Annotated in this window: 20 protein-coding genes; 13 read left to right on the top strand and 7 right to left on the bottom strand. The window is 60.3% G+C overall.

From position 1 onward, the window contains the following. Positions 1-32: 32 nt before the first annotated feature. From B5D49_RS03405 to mnmA, 5 genes are all read left to right on the top strand, one after another. Complete coding sequence (locus B5D49_RS03405) at positions 33-2027, top strand: penicillin-binding protein activator (protein WP_078716246.1); 1995 nt, start codon at positions 33-35, stop codon at positions 2025-2027. Between the two features lie 87 nt (positions 2028-2114). After that, complete coding sequence (gene gatC / locus B5D49_RS03410; protein WP_078716247.1) at positions 2115-2399, top strand: Asp-tRNA(Asn)/Glu-tRNA(Gln) amidotransferase subunit GatC; 285 nt, start codon at positions 2115-2117, stop codon at positions 2397-2399. 50 nt (positions 2400-2449) lie between these two features. Then, complete coding sequence (gene gatA, locus B5D49_RS03415) at positions 2450-3910, top strand: Asp-tRNA(Asn)/Glu-tRNA(Gln) amidotransferase subunit GatA (RefSeq protein WP_078716248.1); 1461 nt, start codon at positions 2450-2452, stop codon at positions 3908-3910. Positions 3911-4020: 110 nt separating this feature from the next. Then, positions 4021-4566 carry a hypothetical protein gene (locus tag B5D49_RS03420; RefSeq protein ID WP_078716249.1) on the top strand — a complete coding sequence of 182 codons (546 nt, stop codon included), beginning with the start codon at positions 4021-4023 and terminating at the stop codon, positions 4564-4566. 91 nt (positions 4567-4657) lie between these two features. Further along, positions 4658-5737, top strand: coding sequence for a tRNA 2-thiouridine(34) synthase MnmA (gene mnmA / locus B5D49_RS03425; RefSeq protein ID WP_078716250.1), 1080 nt, complete (start codon positions 4658-4660; stop codon positions 5735-5737). A gap of 9 nt (positions 5738-5746) precedes the next feature. Here the strand turns inward: mnmA and B5D49_RS03430 are convergent, their stop codons facing one another. Next, positions 5747-6268, bottom strand: coding sequence for a tetratricopeptide repeat protein (locus B5D49_RS03430; RefSeq protein WP_078716251.1), 522 nt, complete (start codon positions 6266-6268; stop codon positions 5747-5749). 162 nt (positions 6269-6430) lie between these two features. On the opposite strand from B5D49_RS03430, the gene B5D49_RS03435 reads away from it, so the two are divergent. From B5D49_RS03435 to recJ, 8 genes are all read left to right on the top strand, one after another. Beyond that, positions 6431-7768: a MiaB/RimO family radical SAM methylthiotransferase gene (locus B5D49_RS03435; protein ID WP_078716252.1), complete on the top strand. Its 1338-nt coding sequence runs from the start codon at positions 6431-6433 to the stop codon at positions 7766-7768. An 88-nt stretch (positions 7769-7856) separates the two neighbouring features. Continuing rightward, positions 7857-8738 (top strand): YicC/YloC family endoribonuclease, encoded by an 882-nt coding sequence (locus B5D49_RS03440; protein ID WP_078716253.1) that lies wholly within the window; start codon positions 7857-7859, stop codon positions 8736-8738. Positions 8739-8749: 11 nt separating this feature from the next. Then, positions 8750-9022, top strand: coding sequence for a DUF370 domain-containing protein (locus B5D49_RS03445; protein WP_078716254.1), 273 nt, complete (start codon positions 8750-8752; stop codon positions 9020-9022). Beyond that, the gene (gene gmk, locus B5D49_RS03450; RefSeq protein WP_078716255.1) at positions 9015-9707 is read left to right on the top strand and encodes a guanylate kinase; all 693 of its coding nucleotides are present in this window, start codon (positions 9015-9017) and stop codon (positions 9705-9707) included. The genes B5D49_RS03445 and gmk overlap by 8 nt, the downstream gene beginning before the upstream one ends. Beyond that, positions 9704-10420 carry an orotidine-5'-phosphate decarboxylase gene (gene pyrF / locus B5D49_RS03455; protein WP_078716256.1) on the top strand — a complete coding sequence of 239 codons (717 nt, stop codon included), beginning with the start codon at positions 9704-9706 and terminating at the stop codon, positions 10418-10420. The genes gmk and pyrF overlap by 4 nt, the downstream gene beginning before the upstream one ends. Beyond that, positions 10417-11319, top strand: coding sequence for a tetratricopeptide repeat protein (locus tag B5D49_RS03460; protein ID WP_078716257.1), 903 nt, complete (start codon positions 10417-10419; stop codon positions 11317-11319). The genes pyrF and B5D49_RS03460 overlap by 4 nt, the downstream gene beginning before the upstream one ends. Next, the gene (locus tag B5D49_RS03465; protein ID WP_078716258.1) at positions 11319-12188 is read left to right on the top strand and encodes an HDOD domain-containing protein; all 870 of its coding nucleotides are present in this window, start codon (positions 11319-11321) and stop codon (positions 12186-12188) included. The genes B5D49_RS03460 and B5D49_RS03465 overlap by 1 nt, the downstream gene beginning before the upstream one ends. Before the next feature lie 12 nt (positions 12189-12200). Continuing rightward, complete coding sequence (recJ, locus tag B5D49_RS03470; protein ID WP_078716259.1) at positions 12201-13916, top strand: single-stranded-DNA-specific exonuclease RecJ; 1716 nt, start codon at positions 12201-12203, stop codon at positions 13914-13916. A 92-nt stretch (positions 13917-14008) separates the two neighbouring features. Here the strand turns inward: recJ and B5D49_RS03475 are convergent, their stop codons facing one another. The 6 genes from B5D49_RS03475 to B5D49_RS03500 form a co-directional block, all read right to left on the bottom strand. Beyond that, the gene (locus B5D49_RS03475; RefSeq protein ID WP_078716260.1) at positions 14009-15382 is read right to left on the bottom strand and encodes a small ribosomal subunit Rsm22 family protein; all 1374 of its coding nucleotides are present in this window, start codon (positions 15380-15382) and stop codon (positions 14009-14011) included. Further along, positions 15372-16928 (bottom strand): ASKHA domain-containing protein, encoded by a 1557-nt coding sequence (locus tag B5D49_RS03480; protein WP_078716261.1) that lies wholly within the window; start codon positions 16926-16928, stop codon positions 15372-15374. Before B5D49_RS03480 ends, B5D49_RS03475 begins: the two co-directional genes overlap by 11 nt. A 122-nt stretch (positions 16929-17050) precedes the next feature. Further along, entirely contained in the window at positions 17051-17842 is a 792-nt protein-coding gene (locus tag B5D49_RS03485) for a sirohydrochlorin cobaltochelatase (protein WP_144019106.1), read from the bottom strand. A 177-nt stretch (positions 17843-18019) separates the two neighbouring features. Beyond that, positions 18020-19678, bottom strand: coding sequence for a chemotaxis protein CheA (locus B5D49_RS03490; protein WP_078716263.1), 1659 nt, complete (start codon positions 19676-19678; stop codon positions 18020-18022). Continuing rightward, on the bottom strand, positions 19675-20421 hold the full coding sequence (locus tag B5D49_RS03495) for an Hpt domain-containing protein (RefSeq protein ID WP_078716264.1): 747 nt from the start codon (positions 20419-20421) through the stop codon (positions 19675-19677). The genes B5D49_RS03490 and B5D49_RS03495 overlap by 4 nt, the downstream gene beginning before the upstream one ends. A 12-nt stretch (positions 20422-20433) precedes the next feature. Further along, positions 20434-20829, bottom strand: a complete 396-nt coding sequence (locus tag B5D49_RS03500; RefSeq protein WP_078716424.1) for a response regulator — start codon at positions 20827-20829, stop codon at positions 20434-20436. Positions 20830-20934: the final 105 nt, after the last annotated feature.

Raw genomic sequence — 20934 nt, forward strand, 5'->3', positions numbered from 1 at the left:
TTCAGGGTTATGCAATCCAACCGGAAGGACTCATGAGCCAGATACGTACCTCCTTTTCCCTGTTGCCCGCCTTGCTGCTGTTGTGCAGCTTTCTGGCGTTGGCCACCGGCTGCCAGACTGGAATGCAGCTCGGCGGTCGTTCCTTTGAGAGTGCGGAACAACTGCCCACGCCGCAACTTCAGGCCGAAGCAGACACCGCCTTTGCCGAGCAGCGATGGGCCAGAAGCGAGTTTTATTATCAACGGCTGGCCGAGCGGAACGATCTGCCAGGAACCCAGCGTCCTGTGGTGCTCCGCAAGTTGGCGGACAGCGCCCTGCGTGCCGATCATCCCATGCAGGCCCGTTTTGCGCTGGAACAGTGGGCCGCCGCATCTCCGGATGCCGTGAATGATTGGCAATACAACGCCCTGCTTTTGGATGCCTACCGTGCCCTGGGCCAGGAAGAGCCGCTGGCCCAGCTCAAGGACCGCTTGCTGCACGATGAGAAGCTGCCCTGGGCCGTGCGCTATCGGGCCGGTGTGCGTCTGGGGTTGGGCTATGCCGCCGACGGACACGAAACCCGTGGGTTGGACATTCTTGCAGAGTTTTATGACCGTGCGCCCGGGCCGGACCAGCGTGCTTCCATGGAGCAGGCCACGTTTGAAGGGTTGCAAAGGCTGGCTGATATCGACCGCGCTTCCCGGGCCGTTGCACCGGCCAAGCGACTGGCCTACCCCGGGGCGCTGGTGTTGTTTGAGCAGGCCCGGCGTTCCGCCCGGCAAAATGCCGAGCAATGGGAACAATCCTGGAAGATTATGCGGGGCATTCTGGCCAATGCGAACTTGGCGGACAAGTTGTTCCTTGGCGACATCCTGCTGGCGCTGGAGCGCACCAATGGTCAACCTCGGACGGGCGTTGTTCTGCTTCTGCCCGTGACCGGCAAGTACCAGGCCGTGGGGCGAAAGATCGTGCGCGGCGCAGGGGCTGCGCAATGGATGCTGGCCAACCAGGGTGTGGAATTGGATATCAAGGTCATCAACACGGATGCGCCCGATTGGTTGAAACGTCTTTCCGCGTTGCCGCCGCAGTACGCCGTGGTGGGAGGGCCGCTTCGGGTCTCCAGCTTTAAGACATTGGAGCAGAGCGGGGAGTTGAGCCGCCGGGCGGTGTTTGGCTTTCTGCCTTCCCTGGGGGATGTTGGAGAAGGCCAGCAGGCTTGGCGTTTTTTCCCTTCCCGCGAGGACGAGGTCCGCACCCTCGTGCGGCTGGCTTCGGAGCGTTTAGGGGTGAGCCGGTTCGGGGTGCTGTACCCGGAAGAGCCGTTCGGCACGGACATGGCCTCGATTTTCCGTCAGGTGACCTTGCAAACCGGAGGAACTATAGCTTCCCAGCGTTCCTACCCGCCGAAAACATCGCCAGACTGGGGAGAACGCATAGCGGAATTGTTGAAGGTTCCCGACAGCTTCGACAAGGAAGCTCCGCTGCCGCCGACGGATTTTCAGGCCGTGTTTCTCCCGGACGGCTGGTCCCAGGCACAGCTTTTGGTGCCGAATTTCTTTTTTTATGATGCCACGGACATGCTCTTTCTGGGCCCAAGTCTTTGGAGCAGCGCCCTGGAGCGCGTCAGCGACGTGGAAGAGACCTATTTCAAGCTGGCGGTTTGCCCTGGCGCCTGGAATCCGCAAAGCCCGGGGGCCGTCAAACTTCAGCAACTGCTTGATTCCGAGGGGCTTGGACCTGCGGATATGTGGGTGGCCCTGGGGTACGACTGGCTCCGCATGTCTGCCGGACTGGGCGGGCTGCCGCAAGGCTGGACCCCGGCTCAGGTCACGGCGCGGTTGCAGCGTCTGAATATGGAATACAGCATGGCTCCCATGGGATGGGATGCGGACGGCATGGCCTTTCAGCAGCTCTATTTGTTCCGGCCCGGCGCTGACGGTGGCGCGGTGCTGGTGGATCCCGAGCAGTTGGCCCAGCGTCTGGAGGCGGCCCGCGCCAAGCGCAAGCATCGCCAGATCCTTTGGGAGGAGAATCAGTCCGAACAATAATCGAATAGTAATGGTCCCGATGGTTTGCACATTGTGCAAGGCAATGACCGACCCTGAATCGCCCGGCGTGGGCAAGGAGATTGCTCGATGCGGATCAGCCCGGAAGAAGTGGCTCGAGTGGCCCGTCTGGCCCGACTGGATTTGAGTGAGGAAAAGGTGGAATTGTTCGCCGGACAGCTCGGCGATATTCTTGATCATATGGATAAGCTCAGTGAAGTGGACACCGGGGATGTGGAGCCGCTCTATAGTCCGGTGGAGCACGTCAGCGTGCTCCGGCCCGATGTGGCGGCCAAGGAACATTCCCGCGAGGAAATTTTGTCCAATGCGCCGGAAACCGACGGCAATCACTTCATCGTGCCGCGTATCGTCTGATTCCGCTTTCTCCTCCCAGCACCTGCACCCTAATGGATTACGGAAAAACAATGTCCGCACTGCATCAAAAGACTCTCAGCGAACTTCGCACCTTGTTGTTGGATCGGGAAGTCTCGGTCCGGGAACTTATGTCCGATTGCCTGAAACGGCTGGACGAGACGGAACCGGCTGTCCGCGCCCTTTTGGAGGTGCGGCGGGAAGAGGTTCTGGCCGAGGCCGAGGAAATGGACCGGCAGGGACCAAACCCCGCACAGCCGCTTTGGGGAATTCCCGTGGTGCTCAAGGATTTGCTCTGCGCGCGTGGGACCAAGACAACATGCGGTTCCCGCATGTTGGAGGAGTTCGCCCCCGTATACGACGCCACAGCTGTGGAGCATCTGCGTCAGGCCGGTGCCGTGCTCCTGGCCAAGGCTAATATGGACGAATTCGCCATGGGATCGTCCACGGAAAATTCCGCGTTTCAGCGTACGCGAAATCCCTGGAACACGGATTGTGTCCCGGGCGGTTCCTCGGGTGGTTCCGCAGCCACGGTCGCGGCCCGGCAATGTCCGGTTTCCCTGGGGACGGACACGGGTGGTTCCATCCGTTTGCCGGCTTCGTTTTGCGGGGTGGTGGGATTGAAACCCACGTATGGCCGGGTTTCCCGGTTCGGCATGGTGGCGTATGGATCCTCGTTGGATCAGATCGGGCCGTTGACACGTAGCGTGGAGGATGCGGCGCGGGTGCTGGGCGTCATTGCCGGGCATGATCGCCGTGATTCCACTTCCGTGGATTGTCCGGTGCCGGATTATGTGGCGGCCCTGCAACAGCGGACGGATTTGAAGGGATTGCGTATTGGTCTGCCCGAAGAGTATTGGCGCGAGGGGCTTTCCCCGGAAGTGGAGACGGCCTGTCGCGCTGCCGTGGAAACGCTGCGTGGGCTTGGTGCCGAAACTGTTCCGGTGCGTCTGTCCATGACGGAATATGCCATTGCCACCTATTATATTGTGGCCATGGCCGAGGCCAGTTCCAACTTGGCGCGGTTCGACGGCGTGCGCTACGGCCACCGCACTCGCGAGGCTTCGGAATTGATCGACATGTATACCCGGAGTCGTACCGAAGGGTTTGGCGATGAAGTGCAGCGCCGCATCATCATGGGTACGTATGTGCTTTCTTCCGGATATTATGATGCCTACTACCGCAAGGCCGCCCAGGTGCGCCGCCTGTTACGCGACGACTTCCGGAAGGCGTTTGCTTCCTGTGATCTGCTGGCCGGACCGGTCTGTCCGAGCACGGCGTTTCGTGTGGGGGACAAGGCGGATCCGCTGCAAATGTACCTGATGGACATCTTTACCATTTCCGCCAACCTTGCCGGGCTTCCGGGCATGAGTCTGCCCGTTGGACTGGGGGAGACATCGAATTTGCCCGTGGGTTTGCAACTCATGGGACCGGCCTTTAGCGAGGAAACCATGCTGGGCGCGGCCCATTGCCTGGAACAGGCCTTGCCGCCGCTGCCCGAACCGAATTGCTGAACCAATGGGGAACGGGATTGACCGGAGTGCCACCGAATACGACGAATTTCCACGTGGATGTTCTTGGCTGGAGGCGCTCCGGTTTGTCGCGTCAAGCGTCGGACCTTTGGATGCCTTCGTCGCATCGTTGTTTCAAGGTTGGAATTATTCTGGTTCTGTTTTGTCTTTGCCTGCCGCGTGTCCTCCACGCCGACGCCGGAGGGCCGCTGCTTACCGCCGTGTTCCTGGATCTCACGGTGTTTATCCTCGGGCAATGTTGGGCCGTGATTACGGAGTGGGGGTATCTGGCGGCCTGGCTAAGGAAGCGGAGCGGGCGGGATGGTGTCTCCATTGGTCGGGCCTTATGGTGGTCCCTGCTTCTGAATTGGACTTCGGCTCTCTTGGGCGCGCTGGTGCTTGGAGCTATGCTGCCGCTTTTCCCCGATATGCTTATGGATCGACCGGACATGCCCGAAACGAGTCTGCATTGCTGGCTGACAGTGGGGTTTTTGGTGTCCTTTGTTGCAACCGTGGCGGCGGAGCGCTATCTGCTCGGCCTGTTGGCCCGCAGGCTCGGGCTGGCATTGGAACGCGTCTGGCGGCATGTGGTGTGTTTTAACTTGATCAGTTACGCCGGGTTGGTCGGGCTGACGGTCTGGCTTTTATATTATTTGTAACCTGTTGCGGCACGTAATGTTGATCAGCCCCAAATCAGAAGTGCCGTGCGGGATGTGAAATCAATTTCATCGGCAAGAACCCGGGGGAGATATGCGCGTGGCAGTGGCCGTGAGCGGCGGGATGGACAGCTTATTGGCCATGGCCTTGCTTCGGGAGCAGGGGCATGCGGTCATGGCTGTGCATGGACTGTTTTTGCCCGATGCTTCCGAGGATGCTCCCGGGGTGCGGGCGTTGCGCAAAACCTGTCAGGATCTTGGCATTCCTCTGCATGTGCTGGACCTGCGCGAGTCGTTTCGAGCCTGCGTCACGGACGTTTTTCTCTCCGAATACCGGGCCGGGCGAACGCCCAACCCCTGTGCGCTGTGTAATCCGCATATAAAATTCGGATCGTTGTGGGATGGCGCCGCACGGCTTGGCGCCGAAGCTTTGGCTACGGGACATTATGTCCGGTTGGATGAAAGCGGAGTGTACGGCGTCGGGCGGCTGCTGTTGCGTGGTGTGGATCCGGCCAAGGACCAAAGTTATTTTCTCGCACTGGTGGAGCCGGCGCGGTTGGAACGGGCCGTGTTCCCCCTCGGCGAAATGCGTAAGGCCGATGTCCCCGGTGAACTGGAACGTCGGGGACTGCGTCCGGTCCACTCCGGGGAGAGCCAGGAAATTTGTTTTATCCCGGACGATGACTACCGGGCCTGGCTAGCGGCCCGGGATGCTGATTTGCCCGGTCCCGGTCCCATGCTGGTTCTGGATTCCGGCAAAGAGCAGGAGGTGGGGCGGCACGGCGGCTTGTGGCGCTACACCCAGGGGCAACGCCGGGGCTTGGGCGTGGCCTGGAGTGAGCCGCTGTACGTTGTGCGCAAGGATTCAGTACGCAACGCCTTGATTTTAGGAACGCGCGAGCAGTTGTTGTGCCGTGGCTGTGTAACCGGACCTGCTACGATGGCAGTGCCGATTGCCCAGTGGCCGGAAACGGTCTGGGTGCAGATGCGATATCGGCAGCGAGCCGAGGCCGCCCGGGTGACTGCCTTGCACACGGGCTTGCGTATCGAGTTGTTCCGGTCCGGCGAACGCCCGGCTCCCGGGCAGGTGGCCGTAGTGTATGATGCAGCCGGGCGCGTGCTGGGTGCGGGCAATATCCTCCGCAGTCTTGAGAATGCGGAACCGGCGGCGTGAGGGCGAGCATCAGTCGTCAAGATCGAAAAAGGATGTGTCGTCCTCGTGTCGTTGCGCGAGCCGCCCCTCGCGGTAAGCCGTTTCCATGCGTGTCAGCGTTTCCTCGACCGTCAGCCCGCGAACCGATGCTCGTGTCGCGGCCAAGCGTATGGTTTGGCCCAACTTTTCCGCTCCGGGAGGGCGAAAATCCATGAGTCGCGCCAACACAAGTTGTGGATCGTCCTTGCCAAGGCCCGTGAGCAACAGATAAAAGCGGGCCTCCGCGTTGTCCGGAACGCTGTCGGGCAGGGCGGCCAGGGCTTCCTGCAGGCGGGTTGACGCCTTGCCGTATTCCCCGGCGTGGAGTAGAGCCTTGCCCAATTGCAGGCGAATGCGGGCCGAATCCGGGTCATTTTGCAACGCTTGGCGATACAGTGCCACGGCTTCCTGCGCATTGCCGCGAGACAGGGCCATGGACCCCCGAACTTGCGGTGTGCAGGCCGTGACAACGATGAGACAGAAGAAAAAGGGAAGCAATGGAAGCCGAAGCATGGCAGTCTCCAGAATGCAGGGTTACCAAAAAGCCGACCCTATGCTATCATGCATGGAATACAAAGCAAATCCTGATCGGGAAGCGCCCGGCGGAAGACTGGGCCGGTGGCCGGTCGGACTGCGGGCGGCAGATCGGAATGATACGAATTTGGACAATATAATATGAAGCGATCATTGGATATTGATTTCAACTGTGCCGGTGAAGACGTTCCCTTGTCGCAGTGTGGGGAGGGCCGGTTATATACGACCACGCTGGGCTGCAAGATCAATCAGTACGAAACCCAGGCCATTGTGGAGGCATGGGAGGCGGAAGGCTGGAGCCGGGCCGAAACACCCGGGGAGGCGGACGCCGTACTGGTGAACTCCTGCGCCGTCACAGCCAAGGCCGTGGCGGATTTGCGGAAGGCCGTCCGACGGCTGCATCGGGAGAACCCGGAGGCCCGCATTGTGATCACCGGCTGCGCCGCCCAGGTCATGGCCAAGGAGTTGTCGGAGCTGCCCGGGGTGGCCCGGGTGGTACCTCAGGAGCGCAAGGCTGAATTGCTTCGGCCGCATACGGATCGTTTTTCCGTGACGGACTATCCACGTGCCAGACCGGTGGTCATGGTACAGGATGGCTGTTCTCATGGCTGCACGTATTGCATTGTGCCGCTCACACGCGGACCTTCGCGAAGTCGGCCCGTGGAGTGGATTTTGGACGAGGCCGAAGCCCTGCTGGAGCGCGGGTTTCAGGAGTTGATCCTCAGCGGCGTGAATTTGCGCCAATTCGGGCGGGATTTGCCTCCGGATTCGTCCGGCCGGACTCCGGACTTCTGGGATTTGCTGCAACTATTGGAGCAACGTCTGGAGCGGTTTGCAGGCCGGGCCAGATTGCGCCTCTCCTCGGTGGAGCCAGGGCAGCTTGGCGAGAAGGCTTTGGACGTTTTGGGCGGATCACGGCTCATTGCCCCGCATTTGCACCTTTCGTTGCAGGCGGGCGATCCCGAGGTGTTGCGCCGCATGGGGCGGGGCCACTACCGTCCCGAACAGGCCGAAGCGTTTTTGCAGCGTTTAAAGCAGTACTGGCCGCTCTTTGGCCTTGGGGCGGATTTGCTTACCGGGTTTCCAGGGGAGACGAGGGAGCAATTCGAAAATACGCTGGCTTTTTGTGAGCGGCTGCCGCTGACCTACGCTCACGTTTTTCCATACTCCCCGCGTCCCGGAACCGCGGCCGCTTCTATGGAGGACAAGGTACCCTCGTCGGAGAAAAAGGAACGGGCCGCGCTGCTGCGTGAATTGGCGGAACGCAAGCGTGCCGAATTTCTGGAGCGGATTTGTCTGCTGGATCGGGTCGACGTTCTTGTGCAGGATGATCAGGGCCACGGGGTCTGCCAGTATTATGCGTCTTGTCGTGTGCAGGGCGAAGCCTGCGACGAGGGTGGCGCGGAGCGGACTCGTCGTCTGGTTGCCGGCCGTCCCGTGGGGCTGGAGCGGAACATCGTGCTGGTCCGACCGACATAGGATTTGTTTTTTTATATTATATTTCGATCTATTAAAAGTTGCTGTTTAGAATGAAACGATGGACGCCCCAAGGCGTCGAGGAGTGGATATGCCCGTAAGCATGACCGGATACGGCCGTAGTGAAGGCGATGGGGAAGGATTCCGATTCGTCTGGGAACTTCGCAGTGTGAATGGACGTTTTTTGGACGTGAAATGGCGGTTGCCGCCGGCCATGCGCTGCATGGAGCAGGAGTGGGAAAAAACACTGCGCTCCGTGGGTTCCCGTGGCCGTGTCGAAGCCATGCTGAACCTGGAGGTGGCTTCGCCGGAATTGTTGGGCATGCGCCTGAACACGGCCCAGGCCCGGGCCATGATCGAGCAGGTGCAGACGCTGGCCGAGGGGTATGGCGAAACCTTTGCTCCCGATTTTAATCGTTTTTTGAGTATTCAATCCCTGTGGCGTGAAAACAGCGCTGAACCGGATCCCGCCCTGGTGGAGCAGGTGGGGCGCGGTCTTGCCGCCTGCGTGGACGACTGGCAGCGCAGCCGCCGGGCCGAGGGTGAGGCCATGGTGGTGGACCTTCGGGAACGGTTGACCACGTTGCAATCCCTCGCCGAAGGCATAGCTGCGCGTGTTCCCGTGGTGCTGGCGGATAAGCGCGAGGCGCTGCTCAAGCGGGTGCGGGAGATGTTGGAGGCTGCGGAGGCCAGTTTCAACGAGGATCGCATGCTGCAGGAAACCGTGATCCTCACGGACCGTTTGGACGTATCCGAAGAATTGACCCGGCTTGCGGAGCATTTGCGCCGCATGGACGAAGTGCTCGGCCGTGACGGTGATGTGGGCAAACGCATGGACTTTTTGGTCCAGGAGACGTTTCGCGAGATCAATACGTGCGGCAACAAGGCGCAGGACAGCGAGGTCAGCCGCATGACCGTTGATTTTAAGGCAGAACTGGAAAAATGCCGTGAACAGGTGCAAAACATCGAGTAGGTTGAATTTTCATGCAGCAAAGAGCGCCCAAACCGAGATTGTTGAACATCGGGTTCGGAAACTATGTGGTTTCCAGCCGCGTGATCAGCATTCTGACGCCGACATCATCGCCCATGCGTCGCCTGCGGGAGGACGCACGACAGGAGGGGCGGCTCATTGACGCCACCCAGGGACGCAAAACGCGGTCCATTGTGGTTACGGATTCGAACCATGTGATCCTTTCCGCTATTCAGGCCGATACCATCAGTCAACGATTCACCGCAGAGGAAGCAGGCAATGAGTGAGCAACCAACAAGCGGAGGGCATACCGCCGCAGGGAAGGAGGAACGGACCGCTGCGTCCAGCAGGAGACAGGGCGTCGTATTGGTTCTCTGCGCCCCGTCCGGCACGGGGAAAAGCACCTTGGTTCAGCGCCTGGTCCGGGACTTTCCGAGTTTTTCCTTTTCCATTTCCTGCACCACCAGGGAACCGCGTGGACAGGAACGGGACGGGGTGGATTACTATTTTTTGACCAAGGAGCAGTTCCTGGAACGCCGGGAGCGTGGCGAGTTCGCGGAGTGGGCCGAGGTGCACGGCAACTATTACGGAACCCCACTGGCGCCCGTGCGGGAAATAGTGGACCGGGGCGGGGACGTGCTTTTTGACATCGACGTGCAAGGGGCTATGCAGCTGCGCGAAAGCTTTCCGGACGGGCGGTACGTGTTTCTCTTTCCGCCGTCGCGGGACGAGCTGCAAAAGCGCCTGCGCGGACGGGGAACCGATTCCGAAGAGGCCATGGCGCGTCGGCTCGCCAATGCGGTGCGCGAAATGGAAGCCGCACCGCAATTTGATCACTGGATCGTGAACCGTGATCTGGACCGCGCCTATGACGAGTTGCGGGCTGTTTATTTGGCCGGGTGCAGCCGTCCTGGGCAACAACCGGGCCTGTTGCGCGAGGTGTTGGATACGTTCGCAGGGGAGGATGCATGAGCCTGCTGGTGGTGGCGCTTGACGCGCCGGATCGTGAAGCGGCCCTGGAATTGGCCCGCCCGCTGTGCGGTGTTGTCCCCTGGGTCAAGGTGGGCTTGGAGCTGTTTTCGGCTCAGGGACCGGACGTGGTGTCCGACCTGAAAAAAATGGGATTTAAGGTTTTTCTGGACCTCAAGTTTTTCGACATCCCCAATACCGTGCGCGGCGCAGTGCGGAGTGCGGGGTATTGCGGCGCGGACATGTGCAACATCCATGTGCTCGGCGGGGAGCGCATGGCCGAGGCAGCCGTGCTCGGTCGGGACGAGTCCGCCGGTGACATGCTTCTCTTCGGCGTCACCTTGCTCACCAGTATGACCGAGGCGGATTTCCCCGTGGATGCACAGGGAATTTCAGCACCGGAAATGGCGCTTCGTCTTGCAGTAAAGGCCAAAGCGTACTATCTCAATGGTGTGGTCTGTTCCGGACTGGAAGTCGCGAACATCAAGGCCGCCACGGCAGGGGAGCTGCTCTGCCTCACCCCGGGCATTCGTCCCGACGGTGCGGCGCATGGGGACCAGCGGCGCGTGGTTACGCCTGCGGAGGCGGTGCGGGCCGGATCGGATTATCTTGTGGTGGGCCGGCCGATCACCGGATCGGAGCATCCCGCACTGGCGGCTCAGGCCATACAGAATGAAATGAACCGGGCCATGGAGGAACGACGAGGAGTCAAATGAGCGAACATGAGTCCCGCTCTCCGGAGCAGCCAACTGATCGCGACAAGGTGGAAGGTCTTGGGCGCGACAGGATCAAGGGGGTCTTTTCCACACAGACCGTGGAAAAGGTCGGCACGGGAACCACGCAGCGCAAATCCATTCAAAAGACCTATTGGTACTGTGAGGAAGCCCAAAAAGGCGTGGTGCAGGTTCAGCCGCTGAATAAAAATTATGTTCCTTCCGGTCCCAAGCGGGATGTACCCGTTGACGAAATTATCGCCAAGTTTAATCCCGAGCCGGAATTTTATGTCCAGACCGTGTATCCGAAGATGCAGGAACTGGAAAAGACCATTCAGCGCGGCGAGGATCATCGTGAAGCCGGGCGTGCGTATTCCGCTGAACTGGAGTTCAAGGAAGCCACCAATGTGGATGAGGAGAACGTGCGGGCCAACTTTGGTCTTGGTCTGACCTATTTGGATCGTGGCGACGCGGTCAAGGCCAATGATATCTTTGAGCGGCTTGTGAACCTGGATGCTGCCTTTTCACAGGAGCATAAGCACCTTTTCAATGATTTCGGCATAAATCTGCGCAAGAATAAGATGCTGGATCAGGCCTTGGAATATTATCGCCGGGCCGAGCAGTTGGAGACCCGCGACGAGAACCTGATGCACAACATGGCGAGGGTTTTCTTTGAAATGGGCGAACTGGAGCGTTGTGTGGAATATCTCAAACGCGCCCTGGAGTTGCAGCCCGATATGGAAGAGGCGACCAAGTTCCTTGAGTATTTGAAAAAACACGGCTACCTTACCGTGGCCGAAGACGGTACGGAAACGTTGAACGACAATCCTGACGGGATCGCCTCCGGCCAGGGCAAGGCATCCGGCGCAACAGTTGATGTGGATGGGGGGGTACAGTTCTGATGCACAGTGAGCACGCCCAGCGGTTTTTGGTGGAGCTGCCCGATATTCGGCATGATTTGCCGTTTTCCCCCGGGCTGATGCATAAGCTTTTTGCCCAGACAGGGGAAAATTCCCTGGCGTCCCTGGATGAGGTGGGACAGACCATCTCCAAGGACCAGGGACTCACCGCCAAGATCCTGGCCGTGGCCAACTCCGCGTTTTACGGGTTGCAGGCCCGCGTGAGCACGGTGCAGCGCGCCGCATCCATGCTCGGTATGGCTGAGATCCGCAATATCGTGGTGGCCTTTGGTGTGCGCGCCTTGACGCGAAAATTCCCGCTGCCCAAAGAGTTCGACCTGCTGGACTATTGGAAGCATCAGTTCTGTGTGGCGTCCATTGCCAAGGAATTGGGACGGCGAGCCGGAACCACCAGCACGGATAATCTCTTTACGGCCGGACTGCTGCACGATTTAGGCAAGCTCATCACAGCCCTTTATCGTCGTGACGATTGGACGGCCATTTTGGCGCTGGCCCGGGAAAAGGAGATGCCTTTTTATAAGGCCGAAGAAGAGCATTGGGGGCTGGATCACGGCGTCATCGGTTCCTTGGTGCTCAAGTCCTGGGATTTCCCGGCGGAATTGTTTGAACCCGTGAACTGGCATCACTCACCGCGTTTGGCCGGGGTGTTCAGCGGCGACGCCGCCATGATCGGCATGGCCGATGCCATTGCCCACCGCATCTTTGACGGCGTGGCCACGGATCCCGAGGCTGAAGAGCACATCACCAAGACCTGCGAACGCTTTGGTCTGGATCCGCAGGAGATTCTCTCCCAGGCTGGGGAGCTGCTGTCCGAAGAGTCCATTGATCGCGTGGTCCATCTGCTGACCTGATCTGGAGTTATCTTGCCACATATCTGGAAGTTTCGTGACCAGAGCGAAACCCCGGCTTCCGCGGAGCATTGGGCTGCGGAGTTGGGCGTTTCCCCATTGATTGTAGAGATTCTGGCCAGCCGGGGGCTTTCCTCCCTTGCGGACATGGATCGTTTCCTGAGTCCGGGATTGCGGCATTTGGCCGCGCCCGGGAGCATTCCCGGTCTGGACGAGGCCGCACGCATCCTGGCGGAAGGCTTGGCCCAGGGGCGGCCTTTTGCGGTTTGGGGGGATTATGACGTGGACGGCGTTACCTCCACGGCCTTGGTGCGGACGTTCATGCAGGCTCACGGTGTGGACGTAACCCATGTTTTGCCCAATCGGCTGGAGCATGGCTACGGCCTGAATGTTTCCGGCGTGGAAGACCTGGCCCAACGCGGTATCCGGCTGCTGCTGACTGTGGATTGCGGCATAACCGATCATGCGGCCATTGCCCGGGCCAGGGAACTGGGCATGACCGTGGTGGTATCCGACCATCATTTGCCCGGGGAGACGCTGCCCCCGGCCCATGCGGTGTGCGATCCTCGTCTGGCCGAAGAAGGCGCGGATTGCCCGTGCGCGGATCTGGCCGGTGTGGGCGTGGCCTTCATGCTCATGGCCGCTTTGAACAAATTGTTGCCCGATACCGTGGACATTCGTCCATTGTTGGATTTCGTGGCCCTGGGGACTGTGGCGGACGTGGTGCCGCTGCGTGGGCAAAACCGTGTGTTGGTCAAGAATGGATTGCTTTTGATCAAGGAAGCCCGGCGGCCCGGTATTGCGGCTCTCAAGGAAGTGAGCGGGTATGACCGTTTTGCGGAGCTTGGTGCCGGACAGATCGGGTTTGGGCTGGCCCCGCGCATCAATGCGGCCGGTCGGCTGGGTGATCCGGAAACCGCCTTGGCCTTGTTGCTTGCGCCGGACGTGGCCACGGCCCGTCCTTTGGCGGAAAAGCTGGATGGTATGAACGCGGAACGTCGTGCCGAGGAGGAAAGGATTCTGGCCGAGGCCTTGGATCAGGCTCGGGAGCAAAGGGAACGCCATCCTCATCGTCGGGGACTGGTGCTCATGGCGCCCCATTGGCATCCCGGCGTGATCGGTATCGTGGCTTCCCGAGTGGTGGAACGGCATTATTGCCCTACCTTGCTGCTTTGCCAGGAAGATGCGTTGCTCAAGGGATCGGGCCGGAGTATTTCCGAATTTGATCTGCATCAGGGGCTGACCCGATGTGCGGACTTGTTGGCTGGTTACGGCGGGCACCGTCAGGCCGCCGGGTTGTCCATGGACCCGGATCAGCTGGAAACGCTTCGGGAACGTTTTCACGAGGCCGTGGTTGAGCAGGTGGGACCGGATCCCTTGACGCCCACGCTTCGGGTGGACAGTGAGATTCCCCTTGCGGGTGTGGATTTTAATCTGCTTAAGAATCTGGAGTTGCTTCAGCCGTTCGGTATGGGCAACCCCGAGCCGGTATTCGCCACCCCGCCGGTGCAGGTGCGTGAGCACCGGGTTTTCGGCAAAAAGCATTTGCGGTTGACCCTGGCGGACACCACGAGCCGGGCTGTGCTTCCGGCCAAGGCATGGCGTATGGCCGATCAATTTGTCCACGATCTGCGCGGTCATACCATGCGGTTTGCGTTTACGCCCAAAATCGACCGCTATAGCGGAGTTCCCAAAATTGAATTGAATATCAAGGATTGGCAGCAGGATTGATGCTGGCCCTGAAACGGTCCCTATTTGTGCGCATGGCAAACAAAACGCCCGGCATCGTGATGTCGGGCGTTTTGGGTATATTGCCGGGATGATCAGCTCTTTCTTTTTTTCCCGGGATGCTCGCTGTTGCGCGCTGACGGGCGTGATCCGCCGTGGCCTTTTTTCCGGTATTGTTCCCCGGAACCGGGGCGAGAGTCCGGCTTGCTGTTCCCGGATCGTTGGCCGGGACCGCCTTTCTTTTGTGTCCGGTCTGGAGAACCGGAAGAGGAACGCGCTTTATTCCCGTCTTTTGCCTTGTTGCCCCGGGGAGGGGGCGTAGCGGACCCCGAGAATTGCACGGGAAGAATCAATGCACCGGATTTTTCATCCCGCTGCGGTTCGTTCGGCCAGGTGGGGCGCAGCAGATCGCCGGGCCACCCGCAACGGCTTTGCTGTGCGGCCTGAAGAAGAACCAATCCGCGTTCCGAGCAGGCGTATTGCCCTGCCCCATTTTCCAACGGGAATGTGCCGGAAATGGCCCGCACCAAGTGTTCGTGGGCGGCGGATTCACGAGTGAACAGGAGAAAGCTGAGGCTGGTGTCGCTTTTGGGCAGCCGGGCGCGGCGGGAAAGGTTGTGCAGCCATTCTGGGGCCGAGTCCGCAGGCAGACGAAAATGGCACCAGGGGGCATTGCCCGTGCCCGGCATGGGGCAGTCTTCCACATGCGGGCAGGGGGCCAGTGGGGCCATGCCCTGGTTCAGACACTCCGAACGCAGATGGTGGAGAATGGTGCCCGAGCGCCGGGTTCCCGGCTCCACGATCAGCAGTCGTCCAGATTCCTTCATATTTTTACGCAGCATGTTTACGGCATTTTCCGCCTGGGCAGGCATATTGCCGCCCGGTCCCCATGTCAGCTCGTTCAAGGTATTGGCGGCCACGAGCAGGTCGGCCCGGCCGCGTACATTGGTGTGCAGCGGACCTTTGACCAGGTCCAGGTGCCAGGCCAGTTTGTCCTGAGCCATGGCCGTGAGCAGAGCCAAGCCGTCGCGCATGATGCCGGGGGTGCGGTCGATGCAGACAAAGCGTAGCTTTCGTTCCCGCAGCTCCGGGAGCGCGATCCACATGGCCAGGGGGACGGTGAGCGGTCCTGCGCCAAGGTCCGCCACGGTGCTTCCCTGGGCGGGGTCCAGACCTTGTCCTGCGCCGCGCAGTCCCTGAAACAGCCGGACCAGCCTGTACAGGTTCCAGGGGAGAAAATAGCGGAGATAGGCCGCTCGTGTGGCCGGATGGCCCATGTAGTCCTTGCTCATATCGGCTCGTTCGTCCGTGAGCATGCGGGAAAGATCGCGAATGCCGTATATTAAGGAGTCCCGATGTTTGCCGCGCAGGGGATGGGTCTTGTTCAGCAGACGGGCGAAGACATCGAGCAGGGACGCGGCTTGCTGGTCCGGTGTCGGAAAAAGGGTGGAAAGATGCTCAACGGACATGGTCGAAAACCATCCTTTGCATGAATTGTTGTCCAAGTTCGGGATCAGCGGCCAGATCCACCAGTGTGGGGTGGGGCAGGGCTTCCAGCGCGGAACGAGTTTCCGGGGACTGGAGCAGGAGCCGCGCCCCGCGCAACGATGTGTTGCCCTGGGAGCGGATTTTTTCAGCCGCCCCGGTGGGGACGAATCCCAGGGTTTCCAAGTCGCCCGGCGCCACATGTTCGCCCATGGCGCCCGCCAGATGAATTGCCTTGAGTCGGCTTGATTGTAGCCCGGCCTCCTTGAGCAGGCGGGAAAAGGCCAGGTTGAAGGCGGCCTTGACTTTGAGCATTTCCTCAATGTCCGAACCGGGCAGGTGAAGGCCGTCCGGGAGTTGGAATACGGGTTCCCCCTGGAGGGTGTCCAGGCTTTTTCGCAGAATGTGTTGCAACGGTGGAGCTGCCGGATCGGCCTGGGGCGTGAACAGGCCTTCGGTCGTGAGCAGTCCGTTGCGTCGGAGCAGGGCGGCCAGGGAAAGGTGTCCTGTGCCGGTGATGCCTGGAATGCCTTGTCTGCGGGATTCGAAATACGTTGGCGTTACGCCTCGTGGCGTGAGTGTAAAGCCGGTGACCGCACCCGGACCGGCGGTGCGGCCGTGGCGAAGTCCGACCCCTTCAAGGGCTGGTCCCATGGGAACGCTGGCACAGAGCGCCTCCCTGGGGGAAAGGGCGAGGATGAATTCACCGTTGGTACCCAGGTCGGCCAGCAGGAACGGATAGTCGGGTTGGGCATTGGGAGCGAGGACCAGGGCGGCCAGCCCGGCGGAAAGGTCGGCCCCCACGAATGGGGCGTATACCGGTGGGATATAGGCGGGGGGCAGGGCAGGATCCAATTCTTCCCACATTCCTCCGGAAAGCGGGGAGCGGTACGGGGCGGCCATCAGCCCGGAAGGGTCGCGGCCCAGCAGCAGGGCCAGCATGGCAGGGTTTGCGGCCACGCAAAGTTCTTCCAGCGGGGTATTCAGAAGCGCGGCCAAATGTTTCAGCTGCCCGAGCGCCAGTTCCCGCAGTTCCCGTCCGCCGTCAGGGGTCTGGGTGAAGGCCAAGCGGGCCATGATTTCGCCGCCGAGACCGATCTGGGCATTGAGTTCGGATCCGGATGCGGTTTCCTCACCGTTTTGCAGTGCGGACCAGTGCAGGCTGGTGGTGCCGAAATCAACGGCCAGACGGATCGGGACGTTAGGTCGCGGTTGCCCCTGCATGCGTGGGGCTGCGCCACGGGGAGATGGCGGTAGCTCGATGCGTGCGGGCGCCGCGGGATGCAGGCAAGCCAGCCGCCAGCCGTTGTCCACGTCTTTTTTCCCCAACCGCTGCTTTTCTTCGCGTCGCGGGGGTGGCGCATCCGCAAGAAAACGCACCCGGCACAGGCCGCACTTGCCCAGTCCGGAGCAGAGCGGGGTGTCGTTCCACAAGCCCAGGAGAAAGATGGCCTGGGCCAGGGTCTGCCCCTGGGAAGGCCGGGCTGTGCGTATGGTGCCGTCCGGCAGGCGGATGCTGATGGCGTCCATGGGGTTCCTTGGCGGTGAGAGGTCGGAGTGTTGCGCGGTCCACAGGATTTGTTCCTTCTGTAGCGCGTGGGCAAGGGCGTGTAAACGGAGATTGGCAAAACCGCTGCGCCGGGAGGAGATAATCAGTGGTGGAGCAGTCGCTGCACCGCATCGTCCAGATGACGCAACCAGATGTTGGAAAGTTGCGGATGCTCGGCGGCTCCTTTGAGCACGACGTTACATTCCACCCCAGCAGCCTGGAGCAGGCTTTCCCAGGATTCCGGCCGATCCCCGGCCAGGTCGCGGTTGGCGTGCCAGCCCGCGCCGAAGAGCAGGGGCAACAGCGTGGCGTTGGTCACCTGCTTGCTGGTCAGGGTGTCGCGGATGCCCGAGATTTCCGGTCCGTCGATGGGAGCGACGAAAACCAATGGATCACGCAATTGAACCTGATCGTTCAAGGCGGTGTAGTATTCACTGCCGGCGTGCCGACTGCCGTGTCCCATGAACAGGGTTGCGGCGTTTTTGGGGGTGTGCTCCCGGGCGATGTTCAGCAAGGCCTCGGCAACACGGACGACGCCGTGTTCTCCGGCAAGCAGGGGAAACCCCACTTCAATGCGGTGAAAGTCTTCGCTGTGAACACTGCGTTCATTGGCCAGGGCGAGCAGATCGTGAAATTCCCGGCCAGGGATGATGTGCAAGGATTGGGCGGCCACATCGCGGATGCCTTGCTCTGCCAGCATGTCCAAGCATTGGGCAGGGCTGGGAGCCGGTTCGCCCTTGGCGGCCAGTTTCTCGCGGACATGCTGGGAGGTGTAGGCCACATGGCAGGGAACATCGGGATATTTTTCACGCACCATGGTCTGGAGGTGTGCGACGGCATCTTGGGCCTCGGGCTTGCGCGAACCGTAGGCGGCGAGGAGGATGGCGTAGTTCATGCGGGACAGCTCCCAGAGTCTGAGGTTGAGCGGGACCGGTTCCACGGACCGTACCTGCGCGGTCGTAAACGCAGCGCGGCGGCGGTGGCTTTGACCTACCGCTGTCGGTCAAGGCTGGACAGGGGGGGCGACATTCCAAAGGGCCGTCGGGGATGGCCGGATTTCTCCGGTGTCTGGTCAGGCGGTAGGCTCTTCCGCGCAAAAGGAACGGACCAGGGCTTCCACATCCACGACCAGAGCATCGGATTCGCCCATCATGCCGTACCCGAGGATGGGCAGGGAAAAGATTTCGCCCACGGGCAGGGTGAACTTGGTGATGACCACCTGCTGCTGACGCAACACTTCGTCCACGAGAATGGCGGTCCGTAGTTCGCCCACGCGAACAACCACGGCCTGTGCCCGGCTCATGTCACTGATATCCGTTTCGATGTCAAGATAATCACCCAGGCGGAGCAGGGTGTGGACATGGCCTCGCACGTCCACGGTTTGCCGTCCGTCCGGCAGGTCCACCACTTCTTGCGGTCGGGGAACGTAGATTTCCACGACGTCCTGGCTCGGAATGATGAACTGATCCTGGCCGAGGCGACAGACCAGCGCCTCCACGATGCCTTCGTTGGCGGATCGGGAGAGCGGAATTTCCAGGGTAAAGGTTGATCCATGGCCCGGAGTGCTGTGGATGTCGATTTCACCGTCCAGGGTGTTGCGGATTACGTTGATGACCGCATCCATGCCCACGCCGCGCCCGGATACGTCCGTGACTTCGGCGGCGGTGCTGAATCCCGATTCCAGAATCAGGCGGAAGATATCACGTTCTTCCAGCTCCGCATCCGGTTCCACGATGCCCTTTTCCACGGCTTTGGTCAGAATGCGATCCGGGTCCAGGCCGTGGCCGTCGTCCTTGATTTCGATGTAGGCGTTTTCCCCCCGCCGCGAGGCGGAAAGGCGGACGGAACCGGCGGCAGGTTTGCCTGCGGCTTTTCGCTCTTCGGGCATTTCCAGCCCGTGGTCCACGGCATTTCGCAGCAGGTGGACCAGAGGTTCGTTGAGGCTTTCCACAATGGTCTTGTCCAGCGCCAGGGAGTCCCCCTGAATATCGAAGCTGAGTTTTTTCCCCATCTTTTGCGCCAAGCTGTTCACGAGGCGGTGCATGGGGACGAAAATCTGTTTGAGCGGCACCAAGCGTACCGCGTTGACCTCGGTCTGCAGGTTGGTGATGATCAGGTCCAGCTCGCGCAGACTGCTTGCGGCCTGCTGGGTGCCGGCACCGCCCGCCTGGGAAATGACCGCGTAGGTGACCATGAGTTTGCCTACCAGCTCGATGATGTTGTCCAGCCGTTCCGTATCCACACGGATGGAGGAAATACTCGAGGCCTTGATGGCCTGGTTCGTTTGCTGCTGGGCGTGTTCGGATTCGTCGTTGGGCGGCGTAGGGGCTTTGGTTCCGGAGGAGGCCGAAGCCTGTTTGTCGTCTTCGGAGGCATCGGAGGGGGGGGAATCATCCCTATCCGGCTCCTGCGGGGCTGTTTCCTGTCTGGGCGGCGTGTCCACCGGGGCGGGGGCGTTCATGACGCCTTCTTCCAAAAGACCAGCCATGGCAAAGAGCAGTTTCTTGTACCCTTCACAAATGGTCAGCATGGCTGTGACGATGTCCGGGCTTACCGGAGTGATGCCGTCGGTAAGCATATCCATGAGCGCGATGACCTGCGAGGAGGGCAGTTTTACATGGCTTAACCCCATGGTGTTGAGCACGTCCCTGATGCCCTGCCCCTTGGCCTGCTCCATGGTCAGGATTTCCCGCTCGAATCCTTCAATGCAATTACGGATGCTGTTGATCATTTTGACTCCGCCTCGGCCCGGCGTTCCTGGTACATTTCCAAATTGGGACAACTGTCGAAGTAGCGGTCAAATCCCCAGGAGTGGAACGTGGATCGGCAGGAACCGCGCATGCCCACCACGGTGAGCTGCAATCGCGCCGCGTGTGCCGTCATGTCATGCCAGACCGAAGAGCCGATGGTCCGAACGTCCGTAACATCAAGCACGGCTTCGTCGCCGTCCGCTATCTCGCGCAACTGTTCATCCAGGGCCGCCCGGTGTTCTTCCAGGTGCAGCCGAGGACAGGTGATGCGCACGACCTGGAAGCCATCGAGCCTGACAAGGGAAATGCAGTCGGCCATGGGCGTCAGCGTTTCTTTTTCCCCGGCCGTGGCACTGGAGAGCAACTGGAGAATTTCGTCGGCTTCGGATTGGTTCAGCTCCCCATCGGTCTGAATTTGTTCCAAAACCTGAAAAATGGCGGTGACCCCTCGGCCTGCCAGGCCCAGATTCTTTTCACTGGAGGGGATGTCCCCGGCTTGAAGCGCCTTGAGAAAATCCTCAACTTTGTGGGTGAAGGTGGAAGCGGGTTCGAATCCGGCCATGAAGCCGGTAACGCCTTTGATGGTGTGAATGGGGCGCGCGAGAATTTCCAGAGCCTGGGACATGTCGCCCGATTCGAGCATTTCCAGGCCTTCAATCACCTGCGGATAGTATTTGTCGTTTACTTCCGCGAAAAATTCTTCGACCATGGGATCAATGGACATGGGAAGGCTCCGCTATTTTGCCAATAGTCCGAGTTTCTCCAGCTCGCCGAACAGCTTGTCCTTGTCCACGGGTTTCACGATGTAGCCCGATGCCTCGCCGTCATGGAAGGAGCGGATAACTGTTTTGGGGTCGTCCAGGGCCGTGGTCATGATGACCTTGACCGGCCTTTGCACACCCAAATCCCGTTCCAGATCGCGGATTTGTTCCAGGGCTTCCATGCCGTCCACTTCCGGCATCATGATATCCATGAGAATCAGTTCATAGGGTTTGCCTTCCTTGTGTGCCAGCCGAAAGGCATCCAAGGCCTCCTGCCCGTTGACCACGACCTCGACATCAAAGGCGGTGGTTAAGAAGGATCGGAGAACCTTGCGACTCAGAAATTCATCTTCGACGATAAGCGCTCGCATGCCGTCCTCACATTCAAGTTGAAAAAGTAGGATTGACCCATCGTTTTTCAGAATAGCAGAACCACTGGAAAACACAAAGGGGAAAATGGGTTCGGGCATCTGCTT

The organism is Paucidesulfovibrio gracilis DSM 16080 (genome assembly GCF_900167125.1).
GTDB classification, from domain to species: Bacteria; Desulfobacterota; Desulfovibrionia; order Desulfovibrionales; family Desulfovibrionaceae; genus Paucidesulfovibrio; species Paucidesulfovibrio gracilis.

What these genes read in the sequence shown, in the direction of transcription:
- B5D49_RS03465 (WP_078716258.1), top strand. Translation starts at nt 11,319, where the DNA reads ATGCACAGTGAGCACGCCCAGCGGTTTTTGGTGGAGCTGCCCGATATT.
- B5D49_RS03420 (WP_078716249.1), top strand. Translation starts at nt 4,021, where the DNA reads ATGCCTTCGTCGCATCGTTGTTTCAAGGTTGGAATTATTCTGGTTCTG.
- B5D49_RS03445 (WP_078716254.1), top strand. Translation starts at nt 8,750, where the DNA reads ATGCAGCAAAGAGCGCCCAAACCGAGATTGTTGAACATCGGGTTCGGA.
- gmk (WP_078716255.1), top strand. Translation starts at nt 9,015, where the DNA reads ATGAGTGAGCAACCAACAAGCGGAGGGCATACCGCCGCAGGGAAGGAG.
- mnmA (WP_078716250.1), top strand. Translation starts at nt 4,658, where the DNA reads ATGCGCGTGGCAGTGGCCGTGAGCGGCGGGATGGACAGCTTATTGGCC.
- B5D49_RS03430 (WP_078716251.1), bottom strand. Translation starts at nt 6,268, where the DNA reads ATGCTTCGGCTTCCATTGCTTCCCTTTTTCTTCTGTCTCATCGTTGTC.
- B5D49_RS03480 (WP_078716261.1), bottom strand. Translation starts at nt 16,928, where the DNA reads ATGGACGCCATCAGCATCCGCCTGCCGGACGGCACCATACGCACAGCC.
- B5D49_RS03440 (WP_078716253.1), top strand. Translation starts at nt 7,857, where the DNA reads ATGCCCGTAAGCATGACCGGATACGGCCGTAGTGAAGGCGATGGGGAA.
- pyrF (WP_078716256.1), top strand. Translation starts at nt 9,704, where the DNA reads ATGAGCCTGCTGGTGGTGGCGCTTGACGCGCCGGATCGTGAAGCGGCC.
- B5D49_RS03485 (WP_144019106.1), bottom strand. Translation starts at nt 17,842, where the DNA reads ATGAACTACGCCATCCTCCTCGCCGCCTACGGTTCGCGCAAGCCCGAG.
- B5D49_RS03500 (WP_078716424.1), bottom strand. Translation starts at nt 20,829, where the DNA reads ATGCGAGCGCTTATCGTCGAAGATGAATTTCTGAGTCGCAAGGTTCTC.
- gatA (WP_078716248.1), top strand. Translation starts at nt 2,450, where the DNA reads ATGTCCGCACTGCATCAAAAGACTCTCAGCGAACTTCGCACCTTGTTG.
- B5D49_RS03490 (WP_078716263.1), bottom strand. Translation starts at nt 19,678, where the DNA reads ATGATCAACAGCATCCGTAATTGCATTGAAGGATTCGAGCGGGAAATC.
- B5D49_RS03495 (WP_078716264.1), bottom strand. Translation starts at nt 20,421, where the DNA reads ATGTCCATTGATCCCATGGTCGAAGAATTTTTCGCGGAAGTAAACGAC.
- B5D49_RS03475 (WP_078716260.1), bottom strand. Translation starts at nt 15,382, where the DNA reads ATGTCCGTTGAGCATCTTTCCACCCTTTTTCCGACACCGGACCAGCAA.
- B5D49_RS03460 (WP_078716257.1), top strand. Translation starts at nt 10,417, where the DNA reads ATGAGCGAACATGAGTCCCGCTCTCCGGAGCAGCCAACTGATCGCGAC.
- B5D49_RS03405 (WP_078716246.1), top strand. Translation starts at nt 33, where the DNA reads ATGAGCCAGATACGTACCTCCTTTTCCCTGTTGCCCGCCTTGCTGCTG.
- B5D49_RS03435 (WP_078716252.1), top strand. Translation starts at nt 6,431, where the DNA reads ATGAAGCGATCATTGGATATTGATTTCAACTGTGCCGGTGAAGACGTT.
- gatC (WP_078716247.1), top strand. Translation starts at nt 2,115, where the DNA reads ATGCGGATCAGCCCGGAAGAAGTGGCTCGAGTGGCCCGTCTGGCCCGA.